Origin of the sequence: Apilactobacillus kunkeei (assembly GCF_001421115.1) — a bacterium.
GTDB lineage: Bacteria > Bacillota > Bacilli > Lactobacillales > Lactobacillaceae > Apilactobacillus > Apilactobacillus kunkeei_F.
Genome location: NZ_JXCW01000001.1, coordinates 1 through 26,839 on the forward strand (window position 1 = coordinate 1; position 26,839 = coordinate 26,839).

22 protein-coding genes are annotated in these 26,839 nt (G+C 38.6%); 20 read left to right on the forward strand and 2 right to left on the reverse strand.

Translation table 11 applies throughout. From position 1 onward, the window contains the following. From dnaA to RZ55_RS00100, 20 genes are all read left to right on the forward strand, one after another. Entirely contained in the window at positions 1–1,344 is a 1,344-nt protein-coding gene (dnaA, locus tag RZ55_RS00005; RefSeq protein ID WP_053792264.1) for a chromosomal replication initiator protein DnaA, read from the forward strand. 166 nt (positions 1,345–1,510) lie between these two features. Further along, positions 1,511–2,647 (forward strand): DNA polymerase III subunit beta, encoded by a 1,137-nt coding sequence (gene dnaN, locus RZ55_RS00010; RefSeq protein WP_053792265.1) that lies wholly within the window; start codon positions 1,511–1,513, stop codon positions 2,645–2,647. A 131-nt stretch (positions 2,648–2,778) separates the two neighbouring features. Then, positions 2,779–3,873: a M24 family metallopeptidase gene (locus RZ55_RS00015; RefSeq protein ID WP_053792266.1), complete on the forward strand. Its 1,095-nt coding sequence runs from the start codon at positions 2,779–2,781 to the stop codon at positions 3,871–3,873. Between the two features lie 202 nt (positions 3,874–4,075). Continuing rightward, positions 4,076–4,294 carry a S4 domain-containing protein YaaA gene (gene yaaA / locus RZ55_RS00020; protein WP_171819640.1) on the forward strand — a complete coding sequence of 73 codons (219 nt, stop codon included), beginning with the start codon at positions 4,076–4,078 and terminating at the stop codon, positions 4,292–4,294. Between the two features lie 9 nt (positions 4,295–4,303). Next, a complete protein-coding gene (recF, locus tag RZ55_RS00025; RefSeq protein ID WP_054482548.1) occupies positions 4,304–5,419 on the forward strand; it encodes a DNA replication/repair protein RecF in 1,116 nt (371 codons plus the stop codon). A gap of 23 nt (positions 5,420–5,442) precedes the next feature. Continuing rightward, positions 5,443–7,389, forward strand: a complete 1,947-nt coding sequence (gene gyrB, locus RZ55_RS00030) for a DNA topoisomerase (ATP-hydrolyzing) subunit B (protein WP_034533762.1) — start codon at positions 5,443–5,445, stop codon at positions 7,387–7,389. A 118-nt stretch (positions 7,390–7,507) separates the two neighbouring features. Then, the gene (gyrA, locus tag RZ55_RS00035; protein ID WP_206742854.1) at positions 7,508–9,985 is read left to right on the forward strand and encodes a DNA gyrase subunit A; all 2,478 of its coding nucleotides are present in this window, start codon (positions 7,508–7,510) and stop codon (positions 9,983–9,985) included. A 126-nt stretch (positions 9,986–10,111) separates the two neighbouring features. Next, positions 10,112–11,401, forward strand: a complete 1,290-nt coding sequence (locus RZ55_RS00040; protein WP_057175396.1) for an MFS transporter — start codon at positions 10,112–10,114, stop codon at positions 11,399–11,401. Between the two features lie 92 nt (positions 11,402–11,493). After that, entirely contained in the window at positions 11,494–12,582 is a 1,089-nt protein-coding gene (locus RZ55_RS00045) for a hypothetical protein (RefSeq protein ID WP_057175397.1), read from the forward strand. A 183-nt stretch (positions 12,583–12,765) separates the two neighbouring features. Continuing rightward, positions 12,766–13,056, forward strand: coding sequence for a 30S ribosomal protein S6 (rpsF, locus tag RZ55_RS00050; protein ID WP_034533768.1), 291 nt, complete (start codon positions 12,766–12,768; stop codon positions 13,054–13,056). Between the two features lie 44 nt (positions 13,057–13,100). Next, positions 13,101–13,598 (forward strand): single-stranded DNA-binding protein, encoded by a 498-nt coding sequence (gene ssb, locus RZ55_RS00055; protein WP_034533769.1) that lies wholly within the window; start codon positions 13,101–13,103, stop codon positions 13,596–13,598. 28 nt (positions 13,599–13,626) lie between these two features. Beyond that, the gene (gene rpsR, locus RZ55_RS00060) at positions 13,627–13,863 is read left to right on the forward strand and encodes a 30S ribosomal protein S18 (protein WP_034530639.1); all 237 of its coding nucleotides are present in this window, start codon (positions 13,627–13,629) and stop codon (positions 13,861–13,863) included. 163 nt (positions 13,864–14,026) lie between these two features. Next, positions 14,027–16,063, forward strand: coding sequence for a DHH family phosphoesterase (locus RZ55_RS00065; protein ID WP_080695498.1), 2,037 nt, complete (start codon positions 14,027–14,029; stop codon positions 16,061–16,063). A 67-nt stretch (positions 16,064–16,130) separates the two neighbouring features. Further along, the gene (gene rplI, locus RZ55_RS00070; protein ID WP_034530642.1) at positions 16,131–16,583 is read left to right on the forward strand and encodes a 50S ribosomal protein L9; all 453 of its coding nucleotides are present in this window, start codon (positions 16,131–16,133) and stop codon (positions 16,581–16,583) included. A 24-nt stretch (positions 16,584–16,607) separates the two neighbouring features. After that, positions 16,608–17,996 (forward strand): replicative DNA helicase, encoded by a 1,389-nt coding sequence (dnaB, locus tag RZ55_RS00075; protein ID WP_034530644.1) that lies wholly within the window; start codon positions 16,608–16,610, stop codon positions 17,994–17,996. 61 nt (positions 17,997–18,057) lie between these two features. After that, complete coding sequence (locus RZ55_RS00080) at positions 18,058–19,239, forward strand: MDR family MFS transporter (RefSeq protein ID WP_057175398.1); 1,182 nt, start codon at positions 18,058–18,060, stop codon at positions 19,237–19,239. A gap of 489 nt (positions 19,240–19,728) precedes the next feature. Beyond that, positions 19,729–20,919: a metal-dependent hydrolase family protein gene (locus RZ55_RS00085; protein ID WP_057175399.1), complete on the forward strand. Its 1,191-nt coding sequence runs from the start codon at positions 19,729–19,731 to the stop codon at positions 20,917–20,919. Between the two features lie 17 nt (positions 20,920–20,936). Further along, entirely contained in the window at positions 20,937–22,580 is a 1,644-nt protein-coding gene (locus RZ55_RS00090; RefSeq protein ID WP_057175400.1) for a peptide ABC transporter substrate-binding protein, read from the forward strand. A gap of 179 nt (positions 22,581–22,759) precedes the next feature. Further along, the gene (locus RZ55_RS00095) at positions 22,760–23,926 is read left to right on the forward strand and encodes an aminotransferase class I/II-fold pyridoxal phosphate-dependent enzyme (protein ID WP_034533773.1); all 1,167 of its coding nucleotides are present in this window, start codon (positions 22,760–22,762) and stop codon (positions 23,924–23,926) included. Beyond that, positions 23,927–24,916, forward strand: a complete 990-nt coding sequence (locus tag RZ55_RS00100; protein ID WP_057175401.1) for a D-2-hydroxyacid dehydrogenase — start codon at positions 23,927–23,929, stop codon at positions 24,914–24,916. Between the two features lie 33 nt (positions 24,917–24,949). On the opposite strand, the gene RZ55_RS00105 is transcribed toward RZ55_RS00100, so the two are convergent. Both RZ55_RS00105 and RZ55_RS00110 read right to left on the reverse strand, forming a co-directional pair. Beyond that, on the reverse strand, positions 24,950–25,270 hold the full coding sequence (locus RZ55_RS00105) for a hypothetical protein (RefSeq protein WP_053792277.1): 321 nt from the start codon (positions 25,268–25,270) through the stop codon (positions 24,950–24,952). 88 nt (positions 25,271–25,358) lie between these two features. Continuing rightward, the gene (locus RZ55_RS00110) at positions 25,359–26,726 is read right to left on the reverse strand and encodes an aspartate ammonia-lyase (RefSeq protein ID WP_057175402.1); all 1,368 of its coding nucleotides are present in this window, start codon (positions 26,724–26,726) and stop codon (positions 25,359–25,361) included. Between the last annotated feature and the right edge of the window lie 113 nt (positions 26,727–26,839).

The following is a 26,839-nucleotide window of genomic DNA, read 5'->3' on the forward strand; positions in this document are numbered from 1 at the left end:
ATGGATAAAGACTCATTATGGGAAGCAATCAGTGAAGCTTTTGAAAAAAATTACTCCACTACAACTTATTCAACCTGGATTGATACAGTTAATCCCATTAGCTTAGTCGGAAATGAGCTAACGCTTGAACTTCCATCTCCTCTCCATCGTGATTATTGGGAAGATAAGTTAGAAGACTCTTTAGTAGAGTATTCATACCAAATAACTAAAAGAGATATCGTTCCAAAATTCGTTGTAGAAGGTGAACTTGGTAGTTCAGATAAGAAAGATGATTCTGTTAAAGAGAATTCAAGCAGCGCAAACAACAATGAATTCCTACAAAACAGTCATTTAAATCCTAACTATACATTTGAATCCTTCGTTATCGGTAAAGGTAATCAAATGGCGCATGCAGCGGCGCTAGTTGTTTCCGAAGATCCAGGAAAAATGTATAACCCACTTCTTTTGTACGGAGGTGTCGGATTAGGTAAAACCCACTTGATGCACGCAATTGGTAACAAAATTCTAGAAGACAATCCAAGTGCAAACATTATGTATGTAACTAGTGAGTCATTCACCAACGATTTCATTAATGCGATTCAAAATAATGAAACCGAAGCATTCAGACAAGAATACAGAAACGTTGATGCACTGCTAGTTGATGATGTTCAGTTCTTCGCTGATAAGGACGGAACTCAAGAAGAATTCTTCCATACATTCAATGACTTGTATGAAAATAAAAAGCAAATTGTTTTAACTTCTGATCGTTTACCAAAAGAAATTGCCAAGTTGCAAGATCGTTTGGTTTCTCGATTCGCCTGGGGACTTCCGGTAGATATTACCCCTCCAGACTTAGAAACAAGAATTGCTATCTTGCGTGCGAAAGCAGAAGCAGACGGAATTCAAGTTCCCCCAGATACGCTTAATTACATAGCTGGTCAATTTGATTCAAACGTTCGTGAACTAGAAGGTGCACTATCTCGTGTACATGCATTTGCTAACTTCAAAAAGGTTCCAATTACAACTGACTTAGTTTCAGAAGCCCTACGTGGCCTTAACAATGGTGATTCCAAACCTGAAATTACGGTTGAAAACATCATTAAATCAGTTTCAAATTACTACAACGTTTCTATAGACGATTTAAAAGGGAAAAAACGTGTCAAAACAATCGTTATCCCTCGTCAAATAGCGATGTATTTAAGCCGTACCTTAACTAATAGTTCTCTTCCAAAGATTGGTAACGCCTTTGGCGGTAAGGATCACACAACTGTTATCCATGCTTACGATAAAATTGCCGATGCAGTTCAATCAGATTCAACAATCAAAGAACAAATCAAAGAACTAAAGGAAACATTAGAGAGATAAGGGTGTGGAAAAACGTGGTAACTTATCCACAGGTTATCCACATGTGAAAAACTTTGTCACCGTAAGAACAAGTCGAGTTTTCCACAGTATACACAGGCCCTACTACTACTGTTTTAACTATATATATTAATTAATATTAAATAATACATGCGAGGAGACTTTCAAAATGAAATTTTCAATCAAAAGATCAGCATTCATTCAAGGAATAAACATGGTTTCAAGAGCAATTTCATCAAAAACCACTATTCCTATTTTGACTGGTCTAAAGTTAAGTGCATCAAACGAAGGTTTGATCTTAACTGGTAGCAATGCTGATGTTTCTATCGAAACTGTTATTGATAGAAACGATGCAGACAACGAACTAATCATCGAAGAAGAAGGTTCCATCGTTTTACCTGCTAGATTCTTCAGTGGAATCGTTAAGAAATTACCTAGTGATAAAATGACACTTTCTGTTGCAAATGGTTTCCAAACTGAAATCACTTCAGGAACTTCATCATTCACTATCAATGGTTTAGATGCTGCTGATTACCCTCACTTACCTGAAATCGAAAACGATAATGAAATTTCACTATCTGGTGACGTGTTCAAGGAAATCATTAACCAAACTGTTATCGCCGTATCAAACCAAGAAAGTCGCCCTATCCTAACTGGTGTTCACTTTGTGCTAAAGGACGGTACTTTATTTGCTGTCGCAACTGATTCACACCGTCTAAGTCAACGTAAAGTTGCCCTACCAGATAACCAAGGTGAATACGACGTTATCATTCCTGGTAGCAGTCTTTCAGAACTATCAAAGATGATCTCAGACGATACTGAAAACGTTAAGATGAAGATCACCGAAAACCAAGTGTTATTCACTATTGGCAACACTTACTTCTACTCAAGACTTCTTGAAGGAACATACCCTGATACTTCTAGATTGATTCCAAAAGATTCAGAAACTAACGTTCAATTCGATGCTTACGAACTACTTGGTGCGATTGAAAGAGCTTCTCTTCTATCTCACGAATCAAGAAACAACGTTGTTAAGCTAACTATCAAAGCAAATGTTAAACAAGTAACCATCTCTGGTAACTCTCCAGACGTTGGTAACGTTGAAGAAGAAGTTGAAAGCAAGGAAGTTGCCGGAAATGACTTAGAAATTTCCTTCAACCCTGATTACATGAAGGACGCCCTACGTGCCTTTGGACACTCAATGATTAATGTGGCATTCACATCATCATTACGTCCATTCACCCTTGTTCCTTCTGAAGATGCTGAAAACTTTATCGAATTAATCACCCCAGTACGTACTTTCTAGGGATTTTAATAATTCATCTAATAAAACGCGACCCCCGTCTAATAAAGGGCCGCGTTTTTTTAATTTACAAATTAATAATTGTTTGAAATTTTGTCATTTTAGTCTAAGATATATTAAAAGGAGGGGTTTGCATGTCTAAGATAAAGTCAATCCAGGACTGGACCTACAACAACGGATTAGATTTCACATATCTAAGTGATCCGAAAACAATTCAATACTTAACTGGGTTTTATAGTGATCCGGTAGAGAGGGTATTAGCATTAATCGTATTTCCTGAAAAGGATCCGTTTATGTTTGCACCCGCATTGGAAGTAGAAGCAATTAAAGATACTGGTTTTCCATATGATGTTTATGGATACTTAGATCATGAAAATCCATGGCAAAAGATTGCTGCTCATATCCAACAAAGAGTGGCAACACCAAAATCAGCAGGAATTGAAAAAGAAAGTCTAACAGTTGCTCGTCTAGAAAATTTACACAGAGAGTTGCAAGATGTAACTTTTGAAACTGACGTCACTGATTACTTGAACACAATGCGTTTGATTAAGACTCCAGACGAAATCGAAAAGTTAAAGGAAGCGGGTAAAGAAGCCGACTTTGCTTTTGAAAAAGGATTCGCAGCACTAAAAGCAGGGAAGTCTGAAAAATCAGTCGTCGCTGAATTGGAATACGCACTAAAACAAAAGGGTGTCATGGAAATGAGTTTTGATACCTTAGTTCAAGCAGGGGCACATGCTGCTGAACCACATGGTGCAACCTCCGATAATTTAGTAAAAGAAAATGAAATGGTGCTATTTGATCTAGGAACAGTGCATGATGGATACATCTCAGATGCCACCAGAACTGTTGCCGTTGGTGAAATTAGCGACAAACAAAAAGAAATCTACGATGTCTGTCTAGAAGCTCAATTAGCTGCGATGGTTTTCGTTAAACCCGGTGTAACAGCCGAAGAAGTTGATAGGGTCGCAAGAGACATTATCGAAAAGGCGGGATATGGTAAATACTTCATTCACCGTCTAGGCCACGGAATGGGGATGTCTGAACACGAATTCCCATCAATCATGGAAGGAAACAAGATGGTTCTAAAACCAGGAATGTGTTTCTCAATCGAACCCGGAATTTACGTTCCAGGATTCGCTGGTGTCCGTATCGAAGATTGCGTTTACGTAACCGAAGATGGATGCGAACCATTTACCCATACATCTAAAGAAATTAAATATTTATAAAATAAGACCCCTTAGAAAGTTATCTAAGGGGTTCTTTTTGCGTTTAAAGTGATTTTTTTAGGATATGAGCGATTTTGGCATGGATTTAACAAACTAGTAAGCACATTTATATAATTGCTTAGAAAGGCGAAAATCAGCTTATAAACTATACTTTTGACGTCCAAAAGGGTATAATAATACATAGGAAAAGGTGGGTGAAGTTTTGAAAAAGAATGTTTTCATCGATACCGAATATATAACATTAGGTCAGTTGTTGAAGGAAGAAGATATCGTATCTTCCGGTGGTCAAGCTAAGTGGTATTTAAAGGACCATGCAGTGAAACTAAACGACGAACCTGAAGATCGTCGTGGTAAGAAATTATACGACGGGGATAACGTTGAAGTTATTGATGTTGGTTTGTTTTTTATTCGCAAAAAGTAGGCTTTATTTATGAAATTAAGAGAACTCAAATTACGTAATTTTCGTAATTATAGCGATGTAGAGGTGCAGTTCTCACCTTCAATTAACGTCTTATTGGGTAACAATGCCCAGGGAAAGACCAACATGCTAGAAGCAATCTATGTTTTGGCATTAACGCGTAGTCATCGTACCAATAACAATCGCGACTTGATCAATTGGGAAAATGAAAATGCGCAGGTCTATGGCGAGATTGAAAAAGAACTTGGCACCACCAAATTGGAAATCGATTTGGGAAAGAAAGGCAAACGTGCAAAAGTAAATCAACTCGAACAGGCCAAGCTATCCTCCTACGTGGGTGAACTAAACGTAATTTTGTTTGCTCCGGAGGACTTATCCATCGTTAAGGGATCGCCAACGGTTCGTCGTCGCTTCATGGACATGGAATTTGGTCAAATGAGCAGCCAGTATTTATACAATAATTCTCAATACAGAAAGATTCTAAAACAACGAAATAATTACCTAAAGCAGTTACAGCTAAAAGAGGCTTCGGATAAGCTTTATCTAGATGTCTTATCTGATCAATTAGCAGCTTATGGTGCCAAGTTAATTTTTCAACGTTTGGAATTATTGAAGAAGTTGCAGGGATGGGCAGCAAATATCCATGCCGAAATTTCTCAAGGCAAAGAAGAATTGAAGTTTAAATATGTTTGTGCATTAAAGAAAAAACAGCAGACCAATGAAAACGACATTTACACCGGTCTAAAGGAATTGTTTGACGAAAACAAGGACAAAGAAATTAGGCAGGGTAATACGTTATATGGTCCGCATCGTGATGATTTACAGTTTATTATCAACGGAAAAGATGTTTCGACGTTCGGCTCACAGGGCCAACAAAGAACATCCGCACTTTCGGTTAAGTTAGCCGAAATTGATTTGATGAAGGAAGAAACGAACGAATATCCAATCCTATTATTGGATGATGTTTTATCCGAGTTAGACGATAATCGTCAGACTCATTTACTAAAGTCAATTCAAGATAAAGTGCAAACGTTTTTGACGACTACGAGTCTAAGCGGAATTGCTCGCGACTTAATATCTGATCCAAAGGTGTTCAATATTTCAAGTGGGCAAGTCGTAGAAGAATAGTCTGAATTAGGGGAGGAATAAAGTTGACTGAAAATGAAAAAGAAGAACAAAGAAGAAAAGCTGACGAATATAATGCCAGCCAAATTCAAGTTCTAGAAGGTCTAGAAGCGGTACGTAAACGTCCAGGTATGTACATTGGATCAACCAGTGTTCAAGGTCTCCACCATTTGGTATGGGAAATTATTGATAATGGGATTGATGAAGCCCTAGCTGGTTTCGCTGATACCATTCACGTAACTGTTGAAAAAGATAACAGTATTACAATCGTCGATAATGGACGTGGGATTCCTACTGATATCCAAGAAAAAACTGGAAAGCCAGCCCTAGAAACAGTATTTACTATCTTGCATGCCGGAGGTAAGTTCGGTGGTGGCGGATACAAGGTTTCTGGTGGTCTTCACGGGGTTGGGGCATCAGTTGTTAATGCGTTATCAACTGAACTAGACGTAACCGTAACTCGTGATGGTAAGAAGTACTACATGGACTTCAAGCGTGGTCACGTTAACACCAAGATGAAATTCGTTGGTGATGATGATCCAGATAACCACGGTACTAAGGTTCACTTCCTTCCAGATCCAGATATCTTTACTGAAACAACCACTTACAACATCAAAACTTTAACCGAAAGAATTAGAGAACTTGCTTTCTTAAACAAGGGACTAAAGATTTCACTTCGTGACAATCGTCCAGAAGAACCAACATACGAAGAATTCCACTACGAAGGTGGTATCAAGCACTACGTTGAATACATCGATAGTGAAAAGACACCATTATTCGAAGAACCAATCTATGTTGAAGGAATGGAAAATGACATTTCAGTTGAAGTTGCACTTCAATACACTGATGACTACCACAGTGAAATGAGAACATTTACCAACAACATTCACACCATCGAAGGTGGTACTCACGAAGAAGGTTTCAAACGTGCATTAACTCGTGTTATCAACGATTACGCTCGTAAGAACAACCTACTAAAAGAAAAAGACGATAACTTAACTGGTCCTGACGTTCGTGAAGGTCTAACAGCCGTTATTTCTGTTAAGCATCCGGACCCACAATTCGAAGGACAAACTAAGACTAAGTTAGGTAACTCAGACGCAAGAACTGCTACTGATCACATCTTCTCAGAACATTTTGCTAAGTTCTTATTTGAAAACCCAACATTGGGTAAGCAAATTGTTGAAAAGGGTGCATTAGCTTCTCGTGTTCGTGCCGCTGCTAAGCGTGCGCGTGAAGTTACCAGAAAGAAATCAGGACTAGAAATTTCTAACTTACCTGGTAAGTTAGCCAACAATACTAGTCGTGACCCTGAAATCTCTGAATTATTCATTGTCGAAGGGGACTCAGCGGGTGGATCTGCTAAGCAAGGTCGTTCCCGTTTGACCCAAGCCATCTTGCCAATTAGAGGTAAGATTTTGAACGTTCAAAAGGCAACAATGGACAAGATTTTAGCCAATGAAGAAATCAGATCAATGTTTACAGCAATGGGTACTGGTTTCGGTAATGACTTTGATATTGAAAAGGTTCATTACCACAAACTAATTATCATGACCGATGCCGATGTCGATGGTGCCCACATTCAAACACTTCTATTGACATTGATTTACAACTACATGCGTCCATTAATCGACGCTGGATATGTCTACATCGCTCAACCACCTTTGTATCGTTTACAACAAGGTAAGATGATTAGATACATTGCAAATGATGATGAATTGGAACAATGGAAGGCTCAATTGCCTGCATCTCCAAAACCTAGCATCTCTCGTTACAAGGGTCTTGGTGAAATGGATGCCGAACAACTTTGGGATACTACTATGAACCCAGACAACCGTCGTCTACAAAGAGTTGAAGCAAAGGATGCTGCACAAGCTGCTGAAATCTTTGACATGTTGATGGGTAACAAGGTAGAACCACGTCGTAAATTCATTGAAGAAAACGCCACATTCGTTGAAAACTTAGACATTTAACATGAATGTTTCATGTGAAACATTTTAATGTAACGACCATGAATTGGAGGTAAAAACATTGGCCAATAATGAAGATTTATCAAGCCATCGTATTGAAAACGTTGACTTATCTGAAAAAATGAAAACATCATTCTTGGACTACGCAATGAGTGTTATCGTTGCGCGTGCCCTTCCTGATGTTCGAGACGGAATGAAACCAGTTCACAGAAGAATTCTATATGATATGCGTGAACTTGGTTTAACTCCTGACAAACCATTCCGTAAGTCTGCCAGAATCGTAGGGGATACTCTTGGTAAGTATCACCCCCATGGTGACGCTGCAGTTTATGGATCAATGGTTAGAATGGCCCAAACATTTAGTTACAGATATCCATTGGTTAATGGACATGGTAACTTCGGTTCTGTCGATGGTGACGGTGCCGCTGCCATGCGTTATACCGAAGCAAAACTAAGTAAAATTGGGATGGAAATGCTAAGAGACATCAACAAGGATACTGTCGATTTCCAAGATAACTTCGATGGTAGTGAAAGAGAACCAGAAGTATTACCTTCTCGTTTCCCTAACCTACTTGTTAATGGTGCTTCCGGAATTGCCGTTGGGATGGCTACAAACATTCCTCCTCACAATTTAAGCGAAGTAATCTCAGCAATTCATATCTTAATGAACAATCCAGAAGCTACTACTGCTGACTTGATGGAAGCATTACCTGGACCTGACTTCCCAACTGGTGGTGTCGTTTTAGGTAAGTCTGGAATTAGAAGAGCTTACGAATCTGGTAAGGGTAGCATCGTGCTACGTGCCAAGACTGAAATCGAAGAACAAAAGAGTGGTAAGCAACGCATTATCGCTACTGAAATTCCATACATGGTTAACAAGGCGAAGTTAATCGAACACATCGCCAACCTTGTTCGTGACAAACGACTAGATGGAATTACAGATATCAATGATGAATCTGACCGTGATGGTATGAGAATCGTGATTGATGTTAGACGTGATGCATCTGCTCAAGTTGTTCTAAACAACCTATACAAGCTAACATTAATGCAAACTAGCTTTAGTTTTAACATGCTAGCTATCGTTGAAGGTACTCCAAAGATTTTAAGTTTGAAAGAAATCTTAAATGAATACTTGGAACACCAAGTTAACGTTATCAAACGTCGTACTGAATACGAATTAGCCAAAGCTGAAAACCGTGCGCACATCTTAGCCGGTTTAATCGTTGCTTTGGATAACATTGACCGTGTTATTACAATCATCCGTGAATCACAAACCTCAGCAATCGCCAAGGATCAATTGATGAGTGAATTCTCACTAACTGATAAGCAATCCCAAGCTATCTTGGACATGCGTCTTGTTCGTTTGACTGGTTTGGAACGCGACAAGATTGTTAGCGAACATGCCGAACTATTAAAAGACATCGAACGTTACAAGGAAATTCTAGGTAGTCGTGAAAAGATTAATGAACTAATCTATCAAGAATTACTAGAAATCCAAGAAAAATACGGTGACGAAAGAAAGACTGAACTACGTGTTGGTGAAGTTCTAAGTATCGAAGACGAAGATTTAATCGCTGAAGAAGATATCATGATTACATTGACTCACAACGGTTACATCAAGCGTACTGCTACTTCAGAATTCAAGAGCCAAAACCGTGGTGGTCGTGGTGTGCAAGGAATGGGTGTCCACGATGATGACTTCATCGAACACTTACTATCAACTACTACCCACCATTCATTACTATTCTTTACCAACCTAGGTAAGGTTTACAGAATGAAGGGTTACGAAATCCCTGAATACGGTCGTTCCGCTAAGGGTATTCCAATCATCAACCTATTAGGAATTGATACAGATGAAAAGATTCAAGCTGTTATTCCGGTTGATGATAACGAAAGTAACGACGGTAGATTCTTATTCTTCACAACCCTAAAGGGAACTGTAAAACGTACACCAATCGATGAATTCCAAAACATCAGAAGTAATGGTTTAAAGGCTATTCACTTGAAGGATGAAGACGAATTGATGCGTGTATCAACAGTATCTGAAGACCAAAACATTATTATTGGTACTCACTTAGGTTACTGTGTCAGCTTCAAGGTTTCAGACGTTCGTTCAATGGGACGTTCTGCTACCGGGGTTCGTGGTATCCGTCTAAGAGAAAATGATTACGTAGTTGGTGGGGATGTATTAGATCCAAACGACAACGTCTTCGTTATCTCTGAAAATGGTTACGGTAAGCAAACTCCTGCTTCCGAATACCAAATCAAAGGCCGTGGTGGTAAGGGTATCAAGACAGTTAACGTGACTGAAAAGAACGGTCCATTAGCTGGATTGACTACTGTTGCCGGTGATGAAGATATCATGCTTGTCACTGACAAGGGTGTTATGATCAGATTTAGTATTTCTGACGTTTCACAAACCGGTCGTGCTACTCTAGGGGTTCACTTAATCAAGATTGATGAAGATTCTAGAGTATCAACTGTTGCCCGTGTTCAAAAAGAAGACGAAACAGAAGATGATGCTGAAGAACAAACTGCTGAAGTAAGTTCATACAACGCAGAATCAACTGACGAAACAAATAACAACGACGAAGAATAATCGTCAAACAAAAAAGCTTTCATGTAGGACGTAAAAATCCTATGATGAAAGCTTTTTTATTGTGGTTGTTAATCAATAAATCTATAATTAGGCCTTAATACACTTTAAAAAAACGGGGGTGAGCAAATGGAAAAACAAAATCAACTAACGCAGAGTCAATCCAACCAACAAATTATTAAGTCACTGACTAGTAATGGGTTGGGGGCCTTTAGTTACGGAATCTTTCAGTACGGAATTAGTTTCATGCTATTGCATGCCACTCATTCTCCATTGAGCTTTGGGATGAACATTGCCGTCGGTCCATTGATTAGTTTATTGACGTTTATTCCGATTGGAAACTTCGTCGATACCCATAATCATAAGCGCATTATCTTTTGGGGCTATGTCTTAAGGATGATTGGTTTTCTTGCATTAGCGTTAGCACTACCATTTTTCCATGGAGGATCATTATTGATTCCAGTCGCAATCTTCATTGCGATTGATTCTATTTTAGTGAACCTGAGAAACACAGCGTACTCAGCGTCAATTCGCCAGTTAGTAAGAATGTCGGATGTGGCCAAACTGACTTCGCTCACCACCGCCGTGGCGTCGGCTTCTAGAATATTATCGCCCGTCTTAGGGATTACGCTGTATGCTTTAATTAGTGTCGAGGGACTAATTGCTTTGGAAATCCTGGCCACTTTGGTGGCAATGTTAATTATGATGTCGCTTCATTTCTACGAGTTTAAAGCTGAAAAACAAGAACGCGTATCGCAAAGACAACAGTTTAAACAAACAATTCAATACGTTAAAAAACGCCCGTTTATTCGTGACAGTATTGTGGCGGAAATCGTGGTTAACTTCTTCTACACGGCTGTCGTCACCGGGAGCCCATTCATCATCATTAACCAATTAGGTTTGCCCAATTCGGTCGTAATTTGGACGGAAACTGGGTATTCAATTGGCTATCTAACCGGGAGTTTAATCACCAGTCGATTAAGACAACAAAATCATTTCGGGATTAAGATTATGTCGACCATGATTCTAGTCGGCATCAGTTTAGTCGGATTAGGGTTCCTATTCACCGTTACCAAGAATCAAATGATTGTTTCGGTAATCGGGATGCTATTGTCATTATTGATGGAATTATCATTTGCCATCTTTGACTTGGCGATTGAAATTCGTCTTCAAAGCACCGTTGAACATAACATCTTAGGTAGAGTTAGTTCCACACTTTATACGGTTGGGTATGCCATCATGCCATTTGGGACCTTGGTATATACATGGTTATACGACATGTTCCCACGCGGTAGTTTCATTATGATGATTAGTGGATTGATTCTAATCGTCTACACCGTATTGAGTATTTCCCAATTTGTTCGAAACATCAAACAAGATGATTTGTATGTAGAGGAACATGCAGATCAGATTAATTGAACTAATAGTCTAATAATTTAATAAATTCTTAATTAAAACTTTATTAAATTGATGATAGAATTAAATCATACAAAATTTGAGGGGATATTCTAATGAATTTTAAGAGAAATTTGAAGGCAATATTATTTGTCTTTTCATTATTCCTATTGATTACTATGGGGGTTAACGCCAACGCTAGCGTTAAGACATACCATCAAAAGGGATATGCTTTGAAGGGTGGCTATGCAACACACTTCGTAAAAAACGGAAATTATGCATATATTCCTAAGTACAGCTACGGTTCAAGTGCGGGATACTACGAAAAATCTACTTACCAAACTAATCCTTACACTATGTTTGCTAAGGGCGGAAACTTCCGTCGTAACGCCAGAACCAGTTTTTATCTACCAGTCTCATATAACTGGAGTGGTGATCTTGGCAATCCACAAAGTGTCGCTATTTCTAGATCTGGACAATACGCTTACGTAATGTACCCAGAGGCTAAAACTACTATTGTTAGATATGATTTATGGAAACTTCAAAGTCTAGGTGTTGATACCAATAACATGGCTGCGCTAAGAATGGGTGTTAGAAATCGTGACCCACAAATTATGTCAGCAATTAAGTTTGGTCCTAAGTTTGATGCCGGTCACGGTCAATCACTAGCATTGAACCCAAAGACTAACATGTTATGGTATGTAAAGATGGACGTTGTTTCAAGAGCACCTTCATTGGTTGAAGTTAGTCCAACTACTTTAAAACCAGTTAAGCAAATTAAGTTCAAGTTCAGTCGCTCATATTCAATCAACAACGAATTAGCAATCGATAACAACGGAAACTTCTACACATACGTTAAATATCGTATGCAAGGAAAATCAGCTGGTAGAATCGTTATCTTCAAGGGACAAGTTAAGAAAAACCACGTTACCTTCCGTGCTATCAAGCAAGGGCTAGCAAACGGTCAAGGTTTCCAAACTCAAGGAATGGGTTACAACCCAGCAAGTAATCGTTTATACCTAGTTTCTGACGGTGTTATTTCATCAGTTCCAGTAAATAAGCTAAACAAATTACGTCCAAGGGATGTTAGAACAACCAAGTTCAAGACTAACCTAGAATTCGAAGGTGTTGCCTTTAACCAAGCCGGTTTAGGATACATCCTAACAATTCGTGGATCACAACTATTTACTATTAATAACTTTTAAAAATAACGGGAAAGTTTCTTTGCGTATATATAAATGTATCGCAGAAAAACAATCCCGTTTTTTGTATTGAATATTTTATTTTTTAATGTTAAACTTATTGAACGTGAGTATTGGTTATAAATAACTCGTACTCCTTACTCAACCCAAGAGGTTGGGTCTAAAGTCCACAAGGAGGTGTAATTCATGGAAGAACACAAATATGAAATTACTTACATCATTCGTCCAGATATGGAAGAAGGAGCTAAGAACGACTTAGTTGCTAAGTTCGACAAGGTTCTAACTGACAATGGTGCTAAGATTATTGATTCAAAAGACTGGTCAAAGCGTCGTTTCGCTTACGAAATCGCCGGTTACAACGAAGGTGTATACCACATCGTTAACCTAACTACTGCAGAAAAGACTGCTCTAGACGAATTCGACCGTCAATCAAAATTCAGTGATGACATTCTACGTCAAATGACTGTAAGAAGATAATTTAGAATTTAAACGTTTTAAAAAAGAGAGGAGTAATTTTCAGCATGATTAATCGTACAACTTTAACTGGTAGATTAACACGGGATGTTGATTTGCGATACACTCCAAGCGGTTCAGCCGTAGGTAACTTCACTTTAGCTGTTGATCGTAGTTTTACTAACCAACAAGGTGAAAGAGAAGCAGATTTTATCAACTGTGTTATCTGGCGTAAATCCGCTGAAAACTTTGCTAACTTCACCCACAAGGGTGCTTTGGTTGGTATTGATGGACGTATTCAAACAAGAAATTACGAAAATCAACAAGGCCAAAGAGTATATGTTACTGAAGTAGTTGTAGAAAACTTTGCATTACTAGAACCTCGTTCAAGTAATCAAGGTAACAACAACGCCGGCAACAATGCTCCTCAAGCAAATGCAGGAAATAACAATCCATTTGATTCATCAAACAATGCCCCATCAAATAATGGTGGCAACAACTCAGCGGATCCATTCGCTAACTCTGGTGATCAAATTGATATTTCCGATGATGATTTACCATTTTAATGTGTAAATAAAAGAGGAGGGAAATTTAATGGCTCAACAAAGAAGAGGTGGCCGTCGTCGCCGTAAGGTTGACTTCATCGCCGCAAACCACATCGAATACATCGATTACAAAGATACTAACCTATTAAGTCGTTTCGTATCTGAAAGAGGTAAGATTTTACCACGTCGTGTTACTGGTACTAGCGCAAAGAACCAACGTAAGTTAACTCTTGCTATCAAGCGTGCACGTATCATGGGCTTAATGCCATTCGTTTCAGAAGACTAAAAATAACTTTTTAACTGGGATTGATTTTTATCGGTCTCAGTTTTTTTATGCTCAAAAATACCGATATGAAGGGGATACAAATAATGTTTGTAGCTCCTTTTTTTGAATAATCACCTAATGTGATAAAATAAAGATATAAAAAAATAAAAAAAGAGGAGTTACAATGAAAAAATTGTTCTCGCTAACTAACCTACCTCCATTTTTAAAGAACCAGGTTCTTAGATGGATTGCGTTAGCATTAACCGTATTATCAATCTTTGGTTTGGTTGTATCTTTCCTATATGATTGGAAATCCGGTGTCCTTTTCTTAGTATTCGTATGTTCATTGTTATCTTACATCTTTAAGAAAATGAACGATCTAAGTGTCAGCACCGATAATTACATCTCAGACCTTTCATACCGTATGCACCGTGGTGAACAAGAAACACTTTTGGAAATGCCAGTCGGTGTATTAATGATTAGTGAAACAGGAGTGATTGAATGGGTAAACCCATATTTGACTCCTTATTTTGGTGATCAAGATTTACTTGGTAAGACTGTAGAAGAAGTAAATGAAGAATTATCCGACATTCTAGAAAATAATTGGGATAATCCGGACTACGCAACCGTAAAGTGGGAAGACCATTACTTTACAATGTTGATTCAAAAGGAATATCGCACCATCTACATGATGGATATTACTAAGTACTACCAAATCGAAAAAGACTACAACGACGAAAAAATCGCTGTTGGTCAAGTTTTCTTGGATAACTATGATGAAATTACTCAATCAATGACCGACCAAGAAATCTCAAACCTAAATAACTACGTTACCAACGAATTGACTATTTGGGCGCAAAAATTTGGTTTCTTCATCAAACAAGTGGATGAAGATCACTACATCATGATGGCCTACTCAAAGGTTTTAAAGGATATCGAAGATGACAAGTTCAGCATCCTAGACGAAATCCGTGAATCTACATCTAAGCAAAACTACCCAGTTACCTTGAGTATCGGGATTGCTTATGGTGAAGACAACCTAAACGACCTATCTGAACAAGCCCAAAGTGATTTGGACCTAGCTTTAGGTCGTGGGGGAGACCAAGTTGTTGTGAAGGCCAAAGATCACGAAGCACGTTTCTATGGTGGTAAGACCAACCCAATGGAAAAACGTACCAGAGTTCGTGCTCGTATGATTTCTCAAGCATTACAAGAACTATTCAAAGAAGCAGATACTATCTTTGTTCAAGGTCACAGCCAACCAGATATGGATTCAATTGGTGCCTGCCTTGGGATTCATCGTTTAGCTAAGATGAACAACAAGCACTGCTACGTTGTTATTCCAGATGGAACTTTCCACTCTGATGTACAACGTTTAATCGACAAGACCAAGGAAGACGAAACCCTAGCTTCTGACATTATCACACCAGAAGAAGCTCTACAATTAGCTGACGACAACAGCCTTTTAATCATGGTTGATCACTCTAAACCATCAATGAGTGTGTCTGAAGACCTATACAATAGATTGGAAAGTAAGGTTATGATTATTGACCACCATAGACGTGGTGAAGAATTCCCTGAAAACCCAGTCTTGGTCTACATCGAACCATACGCTTCATCAACCTGTGAATTGATTACCGAAATGTTTGAATATCAATCACAAGATGCCGAACCAGTAAGCAAACTAGAAGCAACAGCAATGTTGACAGGTATCTTTGTTGATACTAAACAATTCACTTTACGTACAGGAACTAGAACGTTTGATGCTGCATCATACCTACGTTCAGCAGGTGCTGACTCAGAAGAAATGCAACAATTCATGCGCGAAAATCCTGATGCCTACATGGCAAGAATGCACCTAATTTCAATGGCCAAGGTCGTTGAAGGTCACGAAAACATGATGTATGTAGCCGGTGAAGAAGACAAGGTCTACGATCCTGTCACTGCCGCACAAGCTGCTGATTCAATGCTAAACATGTCAGGCGTTGAAGCTTCCTACGTTATCTCTCATCGTCCAGATGATTTAATCGGTATTTCTGCAAGAAGTAATGGTGAAGTCAACGTGCAAAGAGTAATGGAAGAACTAGGTGGTGGTGGTCACTTATCAAGTGGTGCTACCCAAATTGCCGACAAGACAATTGAAGAAGTGGAACAAATGCTTTTGGATTCCATCAATGAAGTAAAGAACGAAGAAGCTCCTGAGGAATCAGAAGACAATTAATTCATTCATTTAAAAAAACACCCAGAGAGTTTATAATAATATAAAGACATTAAGAGGAGTGATTTGAATGAAAGTTATATTTTTAGAAGATGTTCGCGGTAAAGGTAAACGTGGAGAAATCAAGAACGTTTCCGACGGATATGCACAAAACTTCTTAATTAAACAAGGTAAAGCTAAAGAAGCAACCAACTCAGCATTAAGCCAACTTCAAGGTGAAAAACACGCCGAAGCCAAAGAAGCTGCAGCTGAATTACAAGAAGCAAAAGACTTAAAGGCAAAACTAGAAGATGATAAGACAGTCGTTGAATTATCTGCTAAAGTTGGTGCTGACGGCCGTTTATTCGGATCAGTATCCTCAAAACAAATCGTTGCAGAAATGCAAAAACAACATGGATTAAAGATTGATAAGCGTAAGATTGAATTGGGTGAACCAATTAGAACCTTAGGTTACACTAACGTTCCAGTTAAATTACACAAGCAAGTTACTGCTACAATCAGAGTTCATGTAAGTGAAAAATAATCTTAAAGGAAATCGAGGGGTAGTATGAGTAACGAGTATATGAATGGTCAAACACCACCACAAGATTTAGATGGTGAAAAAGCCGTCTTGGGTGCTGTCCTATTAGACAATGAAAAATTAGCAGAAACCCAAGAATTTATTACCTCTGATGATTTTTATCGACATGCTCATCAGTTGATTTTCGCCGCTATGGAGACCTTGGGTGACAAGGATGAACCAATTGATGCGTCGACTTTAAGAACTGAACTTGAAGGTGGCCATAATCTAGAAGATGCTGGTGGTGTGGCTTACTTAGCTGAATTAGCAACCACCACACCAACCGCTGCTAACGCCGTTTACTATGCCAAAAACGTTCATCAAAAGGCAGTTGCTAGACGTCTTATCAAGACCGCAACTGATATTGTGACCGAAAGTTATAACAACAACGGAAACATTGATGAACTATTGGATAACGCTGAACGTTCAATTCTAAACGTTTCAGAAGATAGAAACAGTAATGGTTTCAAGTTCATTGGGGATGTTTTAGGACAATCCCTAGACAGTATTCAAGAATTAGCTCAACAAAAATCAACTGTTACCGGTTTGTCGACTGGTTTTCCAGCCTTAGATAAAATGACAACTGGTTTGCATGATGATGAATTAGTAATTCTAGCCGCTCGTCCAGCCGTTGGTAAGACTGCGTTTGCCTTAAACTTAGCGCAAAACGTGGGTACCAAGTCTGGAAAAGCCGTTGCTATTTTCAGTTTGGAAATGAGTGCTGAATCACTAGTTAGTCGTATGATTTGTGCCGAAGGTAGTATTGATGCCAACCACTTGAGAACTGGTCAATTGACTGGTGAAGAATGGCAAAGCGTCTACATGGCAATGGGTAGTCTATCCAATGCCAGCATCTACATCGATGACACTGCCGGAACTAAGATTTCCGAAATTCGTGCCAAATCAAGACGTTTGGCCAAAGATACTAACAACCTTGGTCTAATCGTGGTCGATTACTTGCAACTAGTTGATGGTGGCAGCCAAGAAAACCGTCAACAAGAAGTTTCATACATTTCACGTCAATTGAAGAAGATTGCTAAGGAACTGGGTGTTCCAGTTATTGCGCTATCCCAATTGTCTCGTGGAGTTGAACAACGACAAGACAAGCGTCCGGTTCTATCTGATATTCGTGAATCTGGATCAATCGAACAAGATGCCGATATCGTTGCCTTTCTATACCGTGATGATTATTACGAAAGAGAAGACGGCGACGATGATGAAGAAGAATCAGAAGTAGAAGAAAACAACGACGTAGGTGAAGTTGAAGTAATTATCGAAAAGAACCGTTCAGGTCCTCGTGGAACTGTTAAGTTACTATTTATCAAATCACATAATAAATTCTCATCTATCGCATACAATCCAGATGATGAGGGTTAATTAAAACTAAATCCTTAGCGTTTGCTAAGGATTTTTTTGTCAAAATTCGGGGGGTGAGAGAATGAATGAAATTAAACTGCACTGGTTATTCTTAGGATCATTAATCAATAACATTGCGGTAAGTACGGTTTGGCCGCTTACGACCGTCTACATGCATGATGCATTGGGTAAGTCACTGACCGAGGTCGGCATAATTTTGTTCCTATACTCAAGTTCTAATGTTTTGGGTAATTATATATCGGGGAAACTATTTGACCGCCATAATCGCTATATTTTGACGATAATGGGAATTATTACTTCCGTGTTGATATCGTTTGGATTAATTTTCTTTAATGGATGGCCATACTATCCAATTGGATTGGTATTATTTGGCTTTACAACCGGTTGGAACCTAACAATGATTAATTCCTTAGGGACTACCGTTAAAATGAAATCCGGTCGTTTTATTTTCAATATGTTATACCTAGCGCAAAACGTTGGAGTGGTATTTGGCACGATTGCGGTTGGCTTTATCTATCCAATCGGAATTGGCTATGTCTTCATATTGACCACTGCCATATTGATTATTTACGGCATTAGCGCCATCTTGACCTATCACAAAGAGGGTTCGATTTATCCAATCAAACGTGATTCCATGAAGAAGACAAAGGTGAAGTTACCACGTCCAAACTGGATTATCGTCACCACATTCTTCGTAACACTAGCCATCATTTGGATTGTTTATGAACAATGGGTATCCAACATGTCGGTATACATTACCGGATCAGGCATTCCGCTATCAATGTACAGTCTATTGTGGACATTAAACGCATTCTTGTTGGTAGTATTTCAACTATTGATTAACTGGATTGCGCAAAAACACGACAGCCTATACTTCCAAATTTACTTTGGAATTTTATTTATCGGTTTGTCATTCTTCACATTAATCTTTACCCATACCTATACCGGATTCGTCATCTCGATGATTGTTCTAACATTGGGAGAAGCATCCGTAATTCCTTCAATTCCTGCGTTGGTCAACGAGTTAACGCCGGTTGAAGTAAAGGGTAAGTACCAAGGATTAACTAATGCCTGGGCCGCAATTGGTAAGGCAATTGGACCATTGGTTGGTGGAATCATTATTGATGCCACTTCGTATGGATTATTGTTCATCATTTGTAAAATCACGTGTGTGGTAATTATTCTAGGATCAGAATTAATCGCTAGATATTCACGTAAAAAGGTAACTAAATATTCAGAATAATGGGTTCGCTATTTTTATAGCGGACCTTTTTATTAGAATTAAATGAGAGTGTTGAACGCTGCTGTGTAGCTATTGTTATTTTATCTAATGTTAGTATCGAAAACATAAATGGCAAAATGGTTAGAAAATCATTGACCTTTTTGAACTCAAAGTCTAGTATTTGAAATGTTAAATAAATAAAAAACAAATAACTAATAAAACATTTTTGATGAAGGTAATTAGATCTTTAGCCGTATTAAGCGAGTGTCGTTGCTGAAAGGGCATTGCGACTACTGATTGAAAGACTTGATTGTATAAGTTCACTTTTCCAGGTGAAATGGTTGTACCCATTATCGTACCGCGTATGAAGCATTAATTTGTGTAGTACGAGCGAGAAAATATTTGTGAAAATATTTTGAATCTGGGTGGTACCACGTTACAAACGTCCCTTGGCCGATTGGCTGAGGGGCGTTTTTTTAGTTGTTTGTTAAAAAGTTGGGAGAGATTTATATGCATAGAAAAATTTTTAAGAACGCCAACATCTTTGATGGAGTCCACGAAGATGTCTTTAAAGATTTTAGTTTTGCAGTCGATGTAAAGACAGGAAAGATTACTGAAATTGCTCAAGAAATTTCGCCAGCAGCAGACGACGAAGTAATTGATGTAAATCATAAGTTTGTCGCTCCGGGTTTAATCAATGCCCACACTCACATCACCAGTGATCCTAACATTAGCACTGGAGGTGATAAGGACGTTGTAGAAACCACAGTCGATGCCATCAAAGCATTACGAGCATTCTTAAAATCTGGATGTACATACGTCAGACAATGCGGTGCTAGATACGGAATTGATATTCCAATCAAACGTTTAATTACCGAAGGCAAAATCGATAATGTTCCACACGTAATGGCCTCAGGAAAGGCTTACACAATGACTGGTGGACATGGTGATTATGCTAACGGCGGAAACGTTGTTGATTCTCCAGATGAAATGAGAAAGAAGATTCGTGAAGGATTAAAAGCTGGTGCTGATTGCATCAAGATCATGGCATCTGGAGGTGTCATGTCGCCTGGTGACTTCATGGATGAAGCTCAATTAACAATTGATGAAATGAAGGTTGCCGTTTACGAAGCACATAACAAACATAAGATTGTCGCAGCTCACGCTGAAGGTAATCCAGGAATCAGAAACGCCATTGAAGCTGGTGTAGATTCTATCGAACACGGTTTTTACGTTGACGATGAAGAAATCGCAATGATGAAAGAACGTGGCACATATATTGTTCCAACCATTATCGCCGCAGCATCTGTAACCGAGAAGGGTAAGGAAACATTACCTAAGTGGGAACACCAAAAGATGGCTAACGCAATGGACGATGCATATACCAATGTCAAAAAGGCGTATCAAAACGGCGTCAATATCGCATTAGGTACTGATGCAGGAACACCTTATAACTACTTTGATATGACCACTCCTAAGGAATTAGAGATGATGGTTGAACGCATCGGAATGAGTGAATTTGAAGCGTACAGAACTTCTTATAAGGCCGCCGAGTTAATGAAAATTGATGATGAATACGGCTCAATCGAGAAAGATAAATATGCGGATTTCATAATCATTGATGACAACCCAATGGAAGACATCAAAGCAGTCCAACAAACAGATAAAGAAGTGTATGTAAGCGGAAGAAAAGAATTTTAGACTAGGGGATGAATTTTATGAAGAAAAACAAAATGATTATCGGATCAACCATGATTATGATGGCTATTGGATTAGCCGCCTGTGGTAAGTCTAACTCAGCAAGTGAAACATCCAATAACGGAACTACCAAGCCAATTAATTGGATGGCATCAGCAGAAATTACCACTTTAGACCCATCAAAGATTGTTGATGCGGAAACATCAAACACAGCGTTAAATGCGGAACAAGGTTTATTAACCTACGGTGACAAAGGTAAATTAGAGAACGGAATAGCTAAAAGTTACGATGTTTCAAAAGATGGTAAGACATACACATTCCATTTAAGAGATAACGCTAAATGGAGTGATGGTAGTAAGGTAACTGCCAACGATTTCGTTTACGGAATCCAACGCACAGTTAACCCTAAAACTGCCGCACAAAATACATATGATTTCGATCATATCGTAAATTACGAAGCTGTAAGTAAGGGTCAAATGTCATACAAGAAGTTAGGTGTTTCAGCACCAAACGACAAGACGGTAGTATTTAAACTATCTAACCCACAACCATACTTTAAGTACCTAGTGGCTGGTACTGATTTCCTACCTCAAAAACAATCGTTTGTTGAATCAAAGGGTAGTAAGTATGGAACTAACTCAGAAAATCAAATTTACGATGGACCATTTAAGGTTACCGGCTGGACCGGAACGAACGATACTTGGATGCTAGAAAAGAACAGCAATTACTGGGATGCCAAGAGTACTAAACTAGAAAAGATTAAGATTAACGTTGAAAAGGATGCTAACACTGCATACAACGAATACCAATCAGGCCAATTGGATGAAATGATGTTAGCTGATAAGGAACAAGTTAAACATTACAAGGGCACTCCTGAATTCCATCAATTAGCCAGTGCACGTAACAACTACCTAGAATTTAATGAAGACAGAATCCCTGCATTTAAGAACGTCAACATAAGAAAAGCACTATCAATGGTGGTTAACAGAGATCAATTTGTAAACGACGTAATGGGTGATGGATCATTCCCAGCTAAAGGATTAGTTTCAACTGGAATGATGAGTAGAAACGGTGTTGATTTTGCGGATGCTGCTTACGTTAAGGATGCTGCTACCTACAACAAGAAGAAGGCACTATACTACTGGAACAAAGGGATGAAAGAAATTGGTAAGAAGTCACTTACATTCAACATTTTGTTCGATGATACTTCTGAAGGTAAATCAATCACTGAATTCCTACAAAGTTCAGCATTTAGTCAACTACCTGGTTTGAAGGTGACCGCTACTAATATTCCAACTAAGGCTCGTTTGAGCAGACAAATTGCTTACGATTACGACGCCACAGTTACTGGTTGGAGTACCACTTATCCAGACCCAATTTCATTCCTACAATTGCTAACAAGTACCTACCCATACAACTTTGCAAGATGGAAGAATGCTGAATACGACAAGTATGTAAATGCTGCATCAACTACAGATGCCAACAACTCAGCAAAACGTTGGGATGACATGGTTAAGGCCGAAAAGATTCTTATGAACGATCAAGGTGCCGTACCATTCTACCAAAGCTCAGAACCACAAGTTGTTAAGACTAACATCAAAAACGTTACTCACTCTGCTACCGGTTTGGAATGGAACTTCAGCAAAGCATACGTTGAAAAATAACATTCAAAAAAGGACCCAACTACTGGGTTCTTTTTTATTTTGTCCATTTGCTTAGATGAAATTAATTCATTTTTCTAATACAAAATTAATAATTAGATTGACATGGGTTATTAAATAGTAATAATATATCGATAATGTTTCTAATCATTTTCTAATATTTATAAGGGAGGTTGATTAATATGTCTAAATTAATTAACAAAATTAGCAAACGAATGGAAAACGTCAAACCAGATGCTATCTTGTCTTTTGGCGCTTCTATCGCTGGCGTTGACGGATTAATTCCGTTAACAATCGGAGAGCCAGATTTTAATACACCTGATCACATTAAGAAGGCAGCTATTCAAGCGATTAATGACAATCAAAGTCATTACACCGATTCCCGTGGTGTCGTCGAATTGCGCGAAGCTGCCGTTAAATTTTTAGCAGATAAGTACGATTTGCATTATGATGCTGAGAAAGAGTTTATTGCAACAGTTGGAGTGACTGAAGCAGTTTTCTTAACTTTTGCGGCTATCTTAGATCCAGGCGATGGTATTATTATTCCTTCACCAGCGTTTTCACCTTACTTTAATAGTTCTTCATTTTTTGGTGCCAACCCAATTGAAGTTGATACATCAGAAGATGGTTTTGTCCTAACTCCTTATAAATTAGAAGAAGCGATTAAACAACATCCAGAAACCAAAGCAGTTATTATTAACACCCCTAACAACCCGACAGGGGTTTCATACACGAAAGAACAATTAAAAGAATTGGCTGAAGTCATTAAAAAATATGATATTTTTTGTATTAGTGATGAAATTTACAGTGAGTTAAATTATGAACATGACCATGAGTCGATTGCTAAATTTATTCGAGATCAAACAATTGTGTATAATGGATTATCCAAATCTCATGCAATGACTGGATGGAGAGTGGGGTTGGTATACGGACCTGCCGACATTATTAATGTCATTAAATCGATTCATGAATACAATGTGAGTTCATTGACAGATAATGCACAGTTCGCAGCTGCTGAGGCTTTAAAAAATGGTCAAGATGATGGACCTGAAATGAAAAAAATTTACGAAAAACGCCGTCAATTACTGCGTCAAGGATTAGCTGACGCAGGGATTGAAAGTGCCAATCCAAGTGGTGCATTTTACATTTTTGCTAAAATACCTGAAAAGTTTGGTGATGATGACTTTGCATTCTGTACCCGTTTGGCGGAGGAAGCTAGGGTTGGAACAATGCCTGGTAGTGCGTTTGGTAAATCTGGAAAGGGGTATTTCCGTCTAAGTTATGCAACCAGTGAAGACAATTTAAATGAAGCGGTTAAACGTATCGCTAAGTTTGTGGAGGATAACTAGATGAAAGTACTAATGTTCAATACTCAATCATACGAATTAGAAACTTTTGCAAAAATTGCTGATGAGTTGAATGTTCAAATTGACCATACAACCGAAGCGTTAACAGCTGATAATGTCGATAAGACCAAGGACTACGACGCAATCACCATCCAACAACATGGTGATCTAGAGGGTGAAGACTTATACAAACGTTTGGCCGAAAATGGTATCAAACAAATCTCATTGCGTAGTACCGGATATGAAATTATTGATTTAGATTTAGCTGATAAATACAACCTAAAAGTAACCAACGTTCCTGGATACTCACCTCGCTCAGTCAGCGAACTAGTATTGGCCGATACCATGGCTTTATTACGTCGTTTAAAGGACTACAGCAAGCGTGAGGAACGAAATGACTTTAGTTGGACCGGTGGGCAAGCCCGTGAAATTCACAACTTAACCGTTGGGGTAATCGGTGCTGGAACCATCGGTAGTGCATCCGCACGTATTTTTAGAGCGTTAGGTGCGCGTGTGTTAGCATACGATCCAGTCCAACGAACAGATTTGGCTGATACGGTCGAATACGTTGATGTAAACTATCTATTATCAGAATCTGATGTCGTAACAATGCACACACCTTTAACTCCTGAAATGGACCATTTTATGAATTTTGAACGATTCAAGAAAATGAAAAATGATGCCATCTTCATTAACGCCTCCCGTGGTGGAGTTGTTGATACCGACGCGTTAGTTGCTGCTCTAGAAGCCGGTGAAATCGGTGCGGCAGGAATTGATGTGTTTGATGGTGAAGCTGGAATTACCAGTGTTGATCTTGGCGACAAGGGATACGACAATGACAACTTAAAAGCTTTAATTGCGATGGATAACGTAATTGTTACTCCACATATTGCTTTCTTTACCGATGTTGCGGTCCACAATATGGCGTTATTCTCAGTGAGAGATGCTATCAAGATTGCTAACGGTCAAAAGGCCTTATACCAAGTTAATTAGAGTAAGAAAAAAGAGCTCATTATGAGCTCTTTTTTAGTTATATAAACTATATACGCTTAATAGGACTGAAATGATTAAATTAATCAAAATGATGGTAAAACCAAGTGTCCCGTTTGCGACTAGAATGATTCCTAAGATAAATACAATGATTCCGATTACTGCGGTAATCATCCAATTGTGTTTCCAGAAAAATAAAATGATTTCAATCAATGTCAAAATGGTGATTAACCATAATAATGTTAGTGAAAAATCAGTTACATATAAGTCTGAAATATCTTTGATGGTAATAATTAGCATGTAGACGGTCATCAAAAGACTGATGGCAGCTAACACACCTTTTGTAGTTTTTTGCATTTGTATTCAACTCCTGCCTTTATTTTAAAGGTCGAAGGGATGCTTGTAAAACTAAAATAAAAAAGAGCTCTATGTGAGCTCTTTTTTATTAGCTTTCACCGTTAACTAGATATTCTGGTGAGAATAGTTGTTTAACCTTTTCAGGAGATAGAATATGGTTTTGGATTAATAGACTTGGCACGGTCTTGTTTTCCCTGGTGGCTGTCTTTATTAGTTCGGTGGTCTTGTTGTAACCCAAGATAGGAGATAGGACTGTGGCGGTTACAGCAGACTTTCTAACGTCATCTAGACATTGTTTTACATTGACGTCGATACCGTCTAGACAGTGATCAACTAATGTTTCGATTGCGCGCGCCAAGTGAACTTCGGCGGTTAGAATGCTCTTGAACATGATTGGTTCAAAGGCGTTTAGTTCCAATTGACCGGCTTCTGAAGCGGCAGTGACGGTGGCGTCAAAACCGATTACTTCAAAGGCAACCTGGTTCACAACTTCTGGGATAACGGGGTTAACCTTGTTAGGCATGATGGATGAACCAGCTTGGCGTTTTGGTAGGATTAATTCATTTAAACCAGATTGTGGGCCGCTACCAAGTAGACGTAAGTCGTTACTGAACTTGGATAAGTCAACGGCCAATGTTTTTAAACTAGAGGAGAATGCGACGAAGTGATCGGTGTTTTGAACGGCGTCGATTAAATCTTCATCCTGTTTTAGGTCGAAACCGGTAATCTTGTTGATTTCTTCTACGATGTGATCACGGTAGTACTTAGTGGTGTTGGTACCAGTACCGATGGCAGTCCCACCCATGCTGACAGTCTTTAGTTCATTTTCTGCGCTGTTGATTCGTTTTAAATCACGACGGAATAATGATGCGTAAGCATGGAATGTCTTTCCGTAGGTAGTAGGAACGGCATCCTGAAGTTGGGTTCGACCTAGTTTAATGGTGAACTGAAATTTCTTTGATAGTTCATCTAGGATTTCGATTAATCGATTAATTTCGCCGGTTAACTTTGGTAAACGTTTAATCATTGCTAGTTTACCGGCGGTTGGATAGGTATCGTTAGTAGATTGTGCCTGGTTGACATCATCGTTTGGATGAATGGAGACATCAGGGTGTAATTTCATTGCGACGTTGGCAATTACTTCATTTACGTTCATATTTGTGGAAGTTCCGGCCCCACCTTGGATGGCTGGAGTGATAAAACTCTCTGGTGATGGGTGCTCAATTAAGTAGTCACAAGCATCTACAACTGTGTTATATTTTGTAACATCAGTCGCTTTAGCGCCGTAATTTGCGGTGATTGATGCTTTTTTGATCTGAATATAACTTTCAATTAAAAGTGGGTCAACTTTCTCTTCTGTAATCGGGAAATTCCCCGCTGCTCTAAGGGAATGGATACCATACAAAGCATCATCAGGAACTTCCAGTTTACCAACACAATCTTTTTCGATACGCATAAAAACATCTCCTAAATAGTTATATGTTATAAAATGTTACATTAAGTATAAACTAAATCTTTAATTAGTCAAATTAAATATATAAATTTGTTTCACATGAAACAAAAACGCCC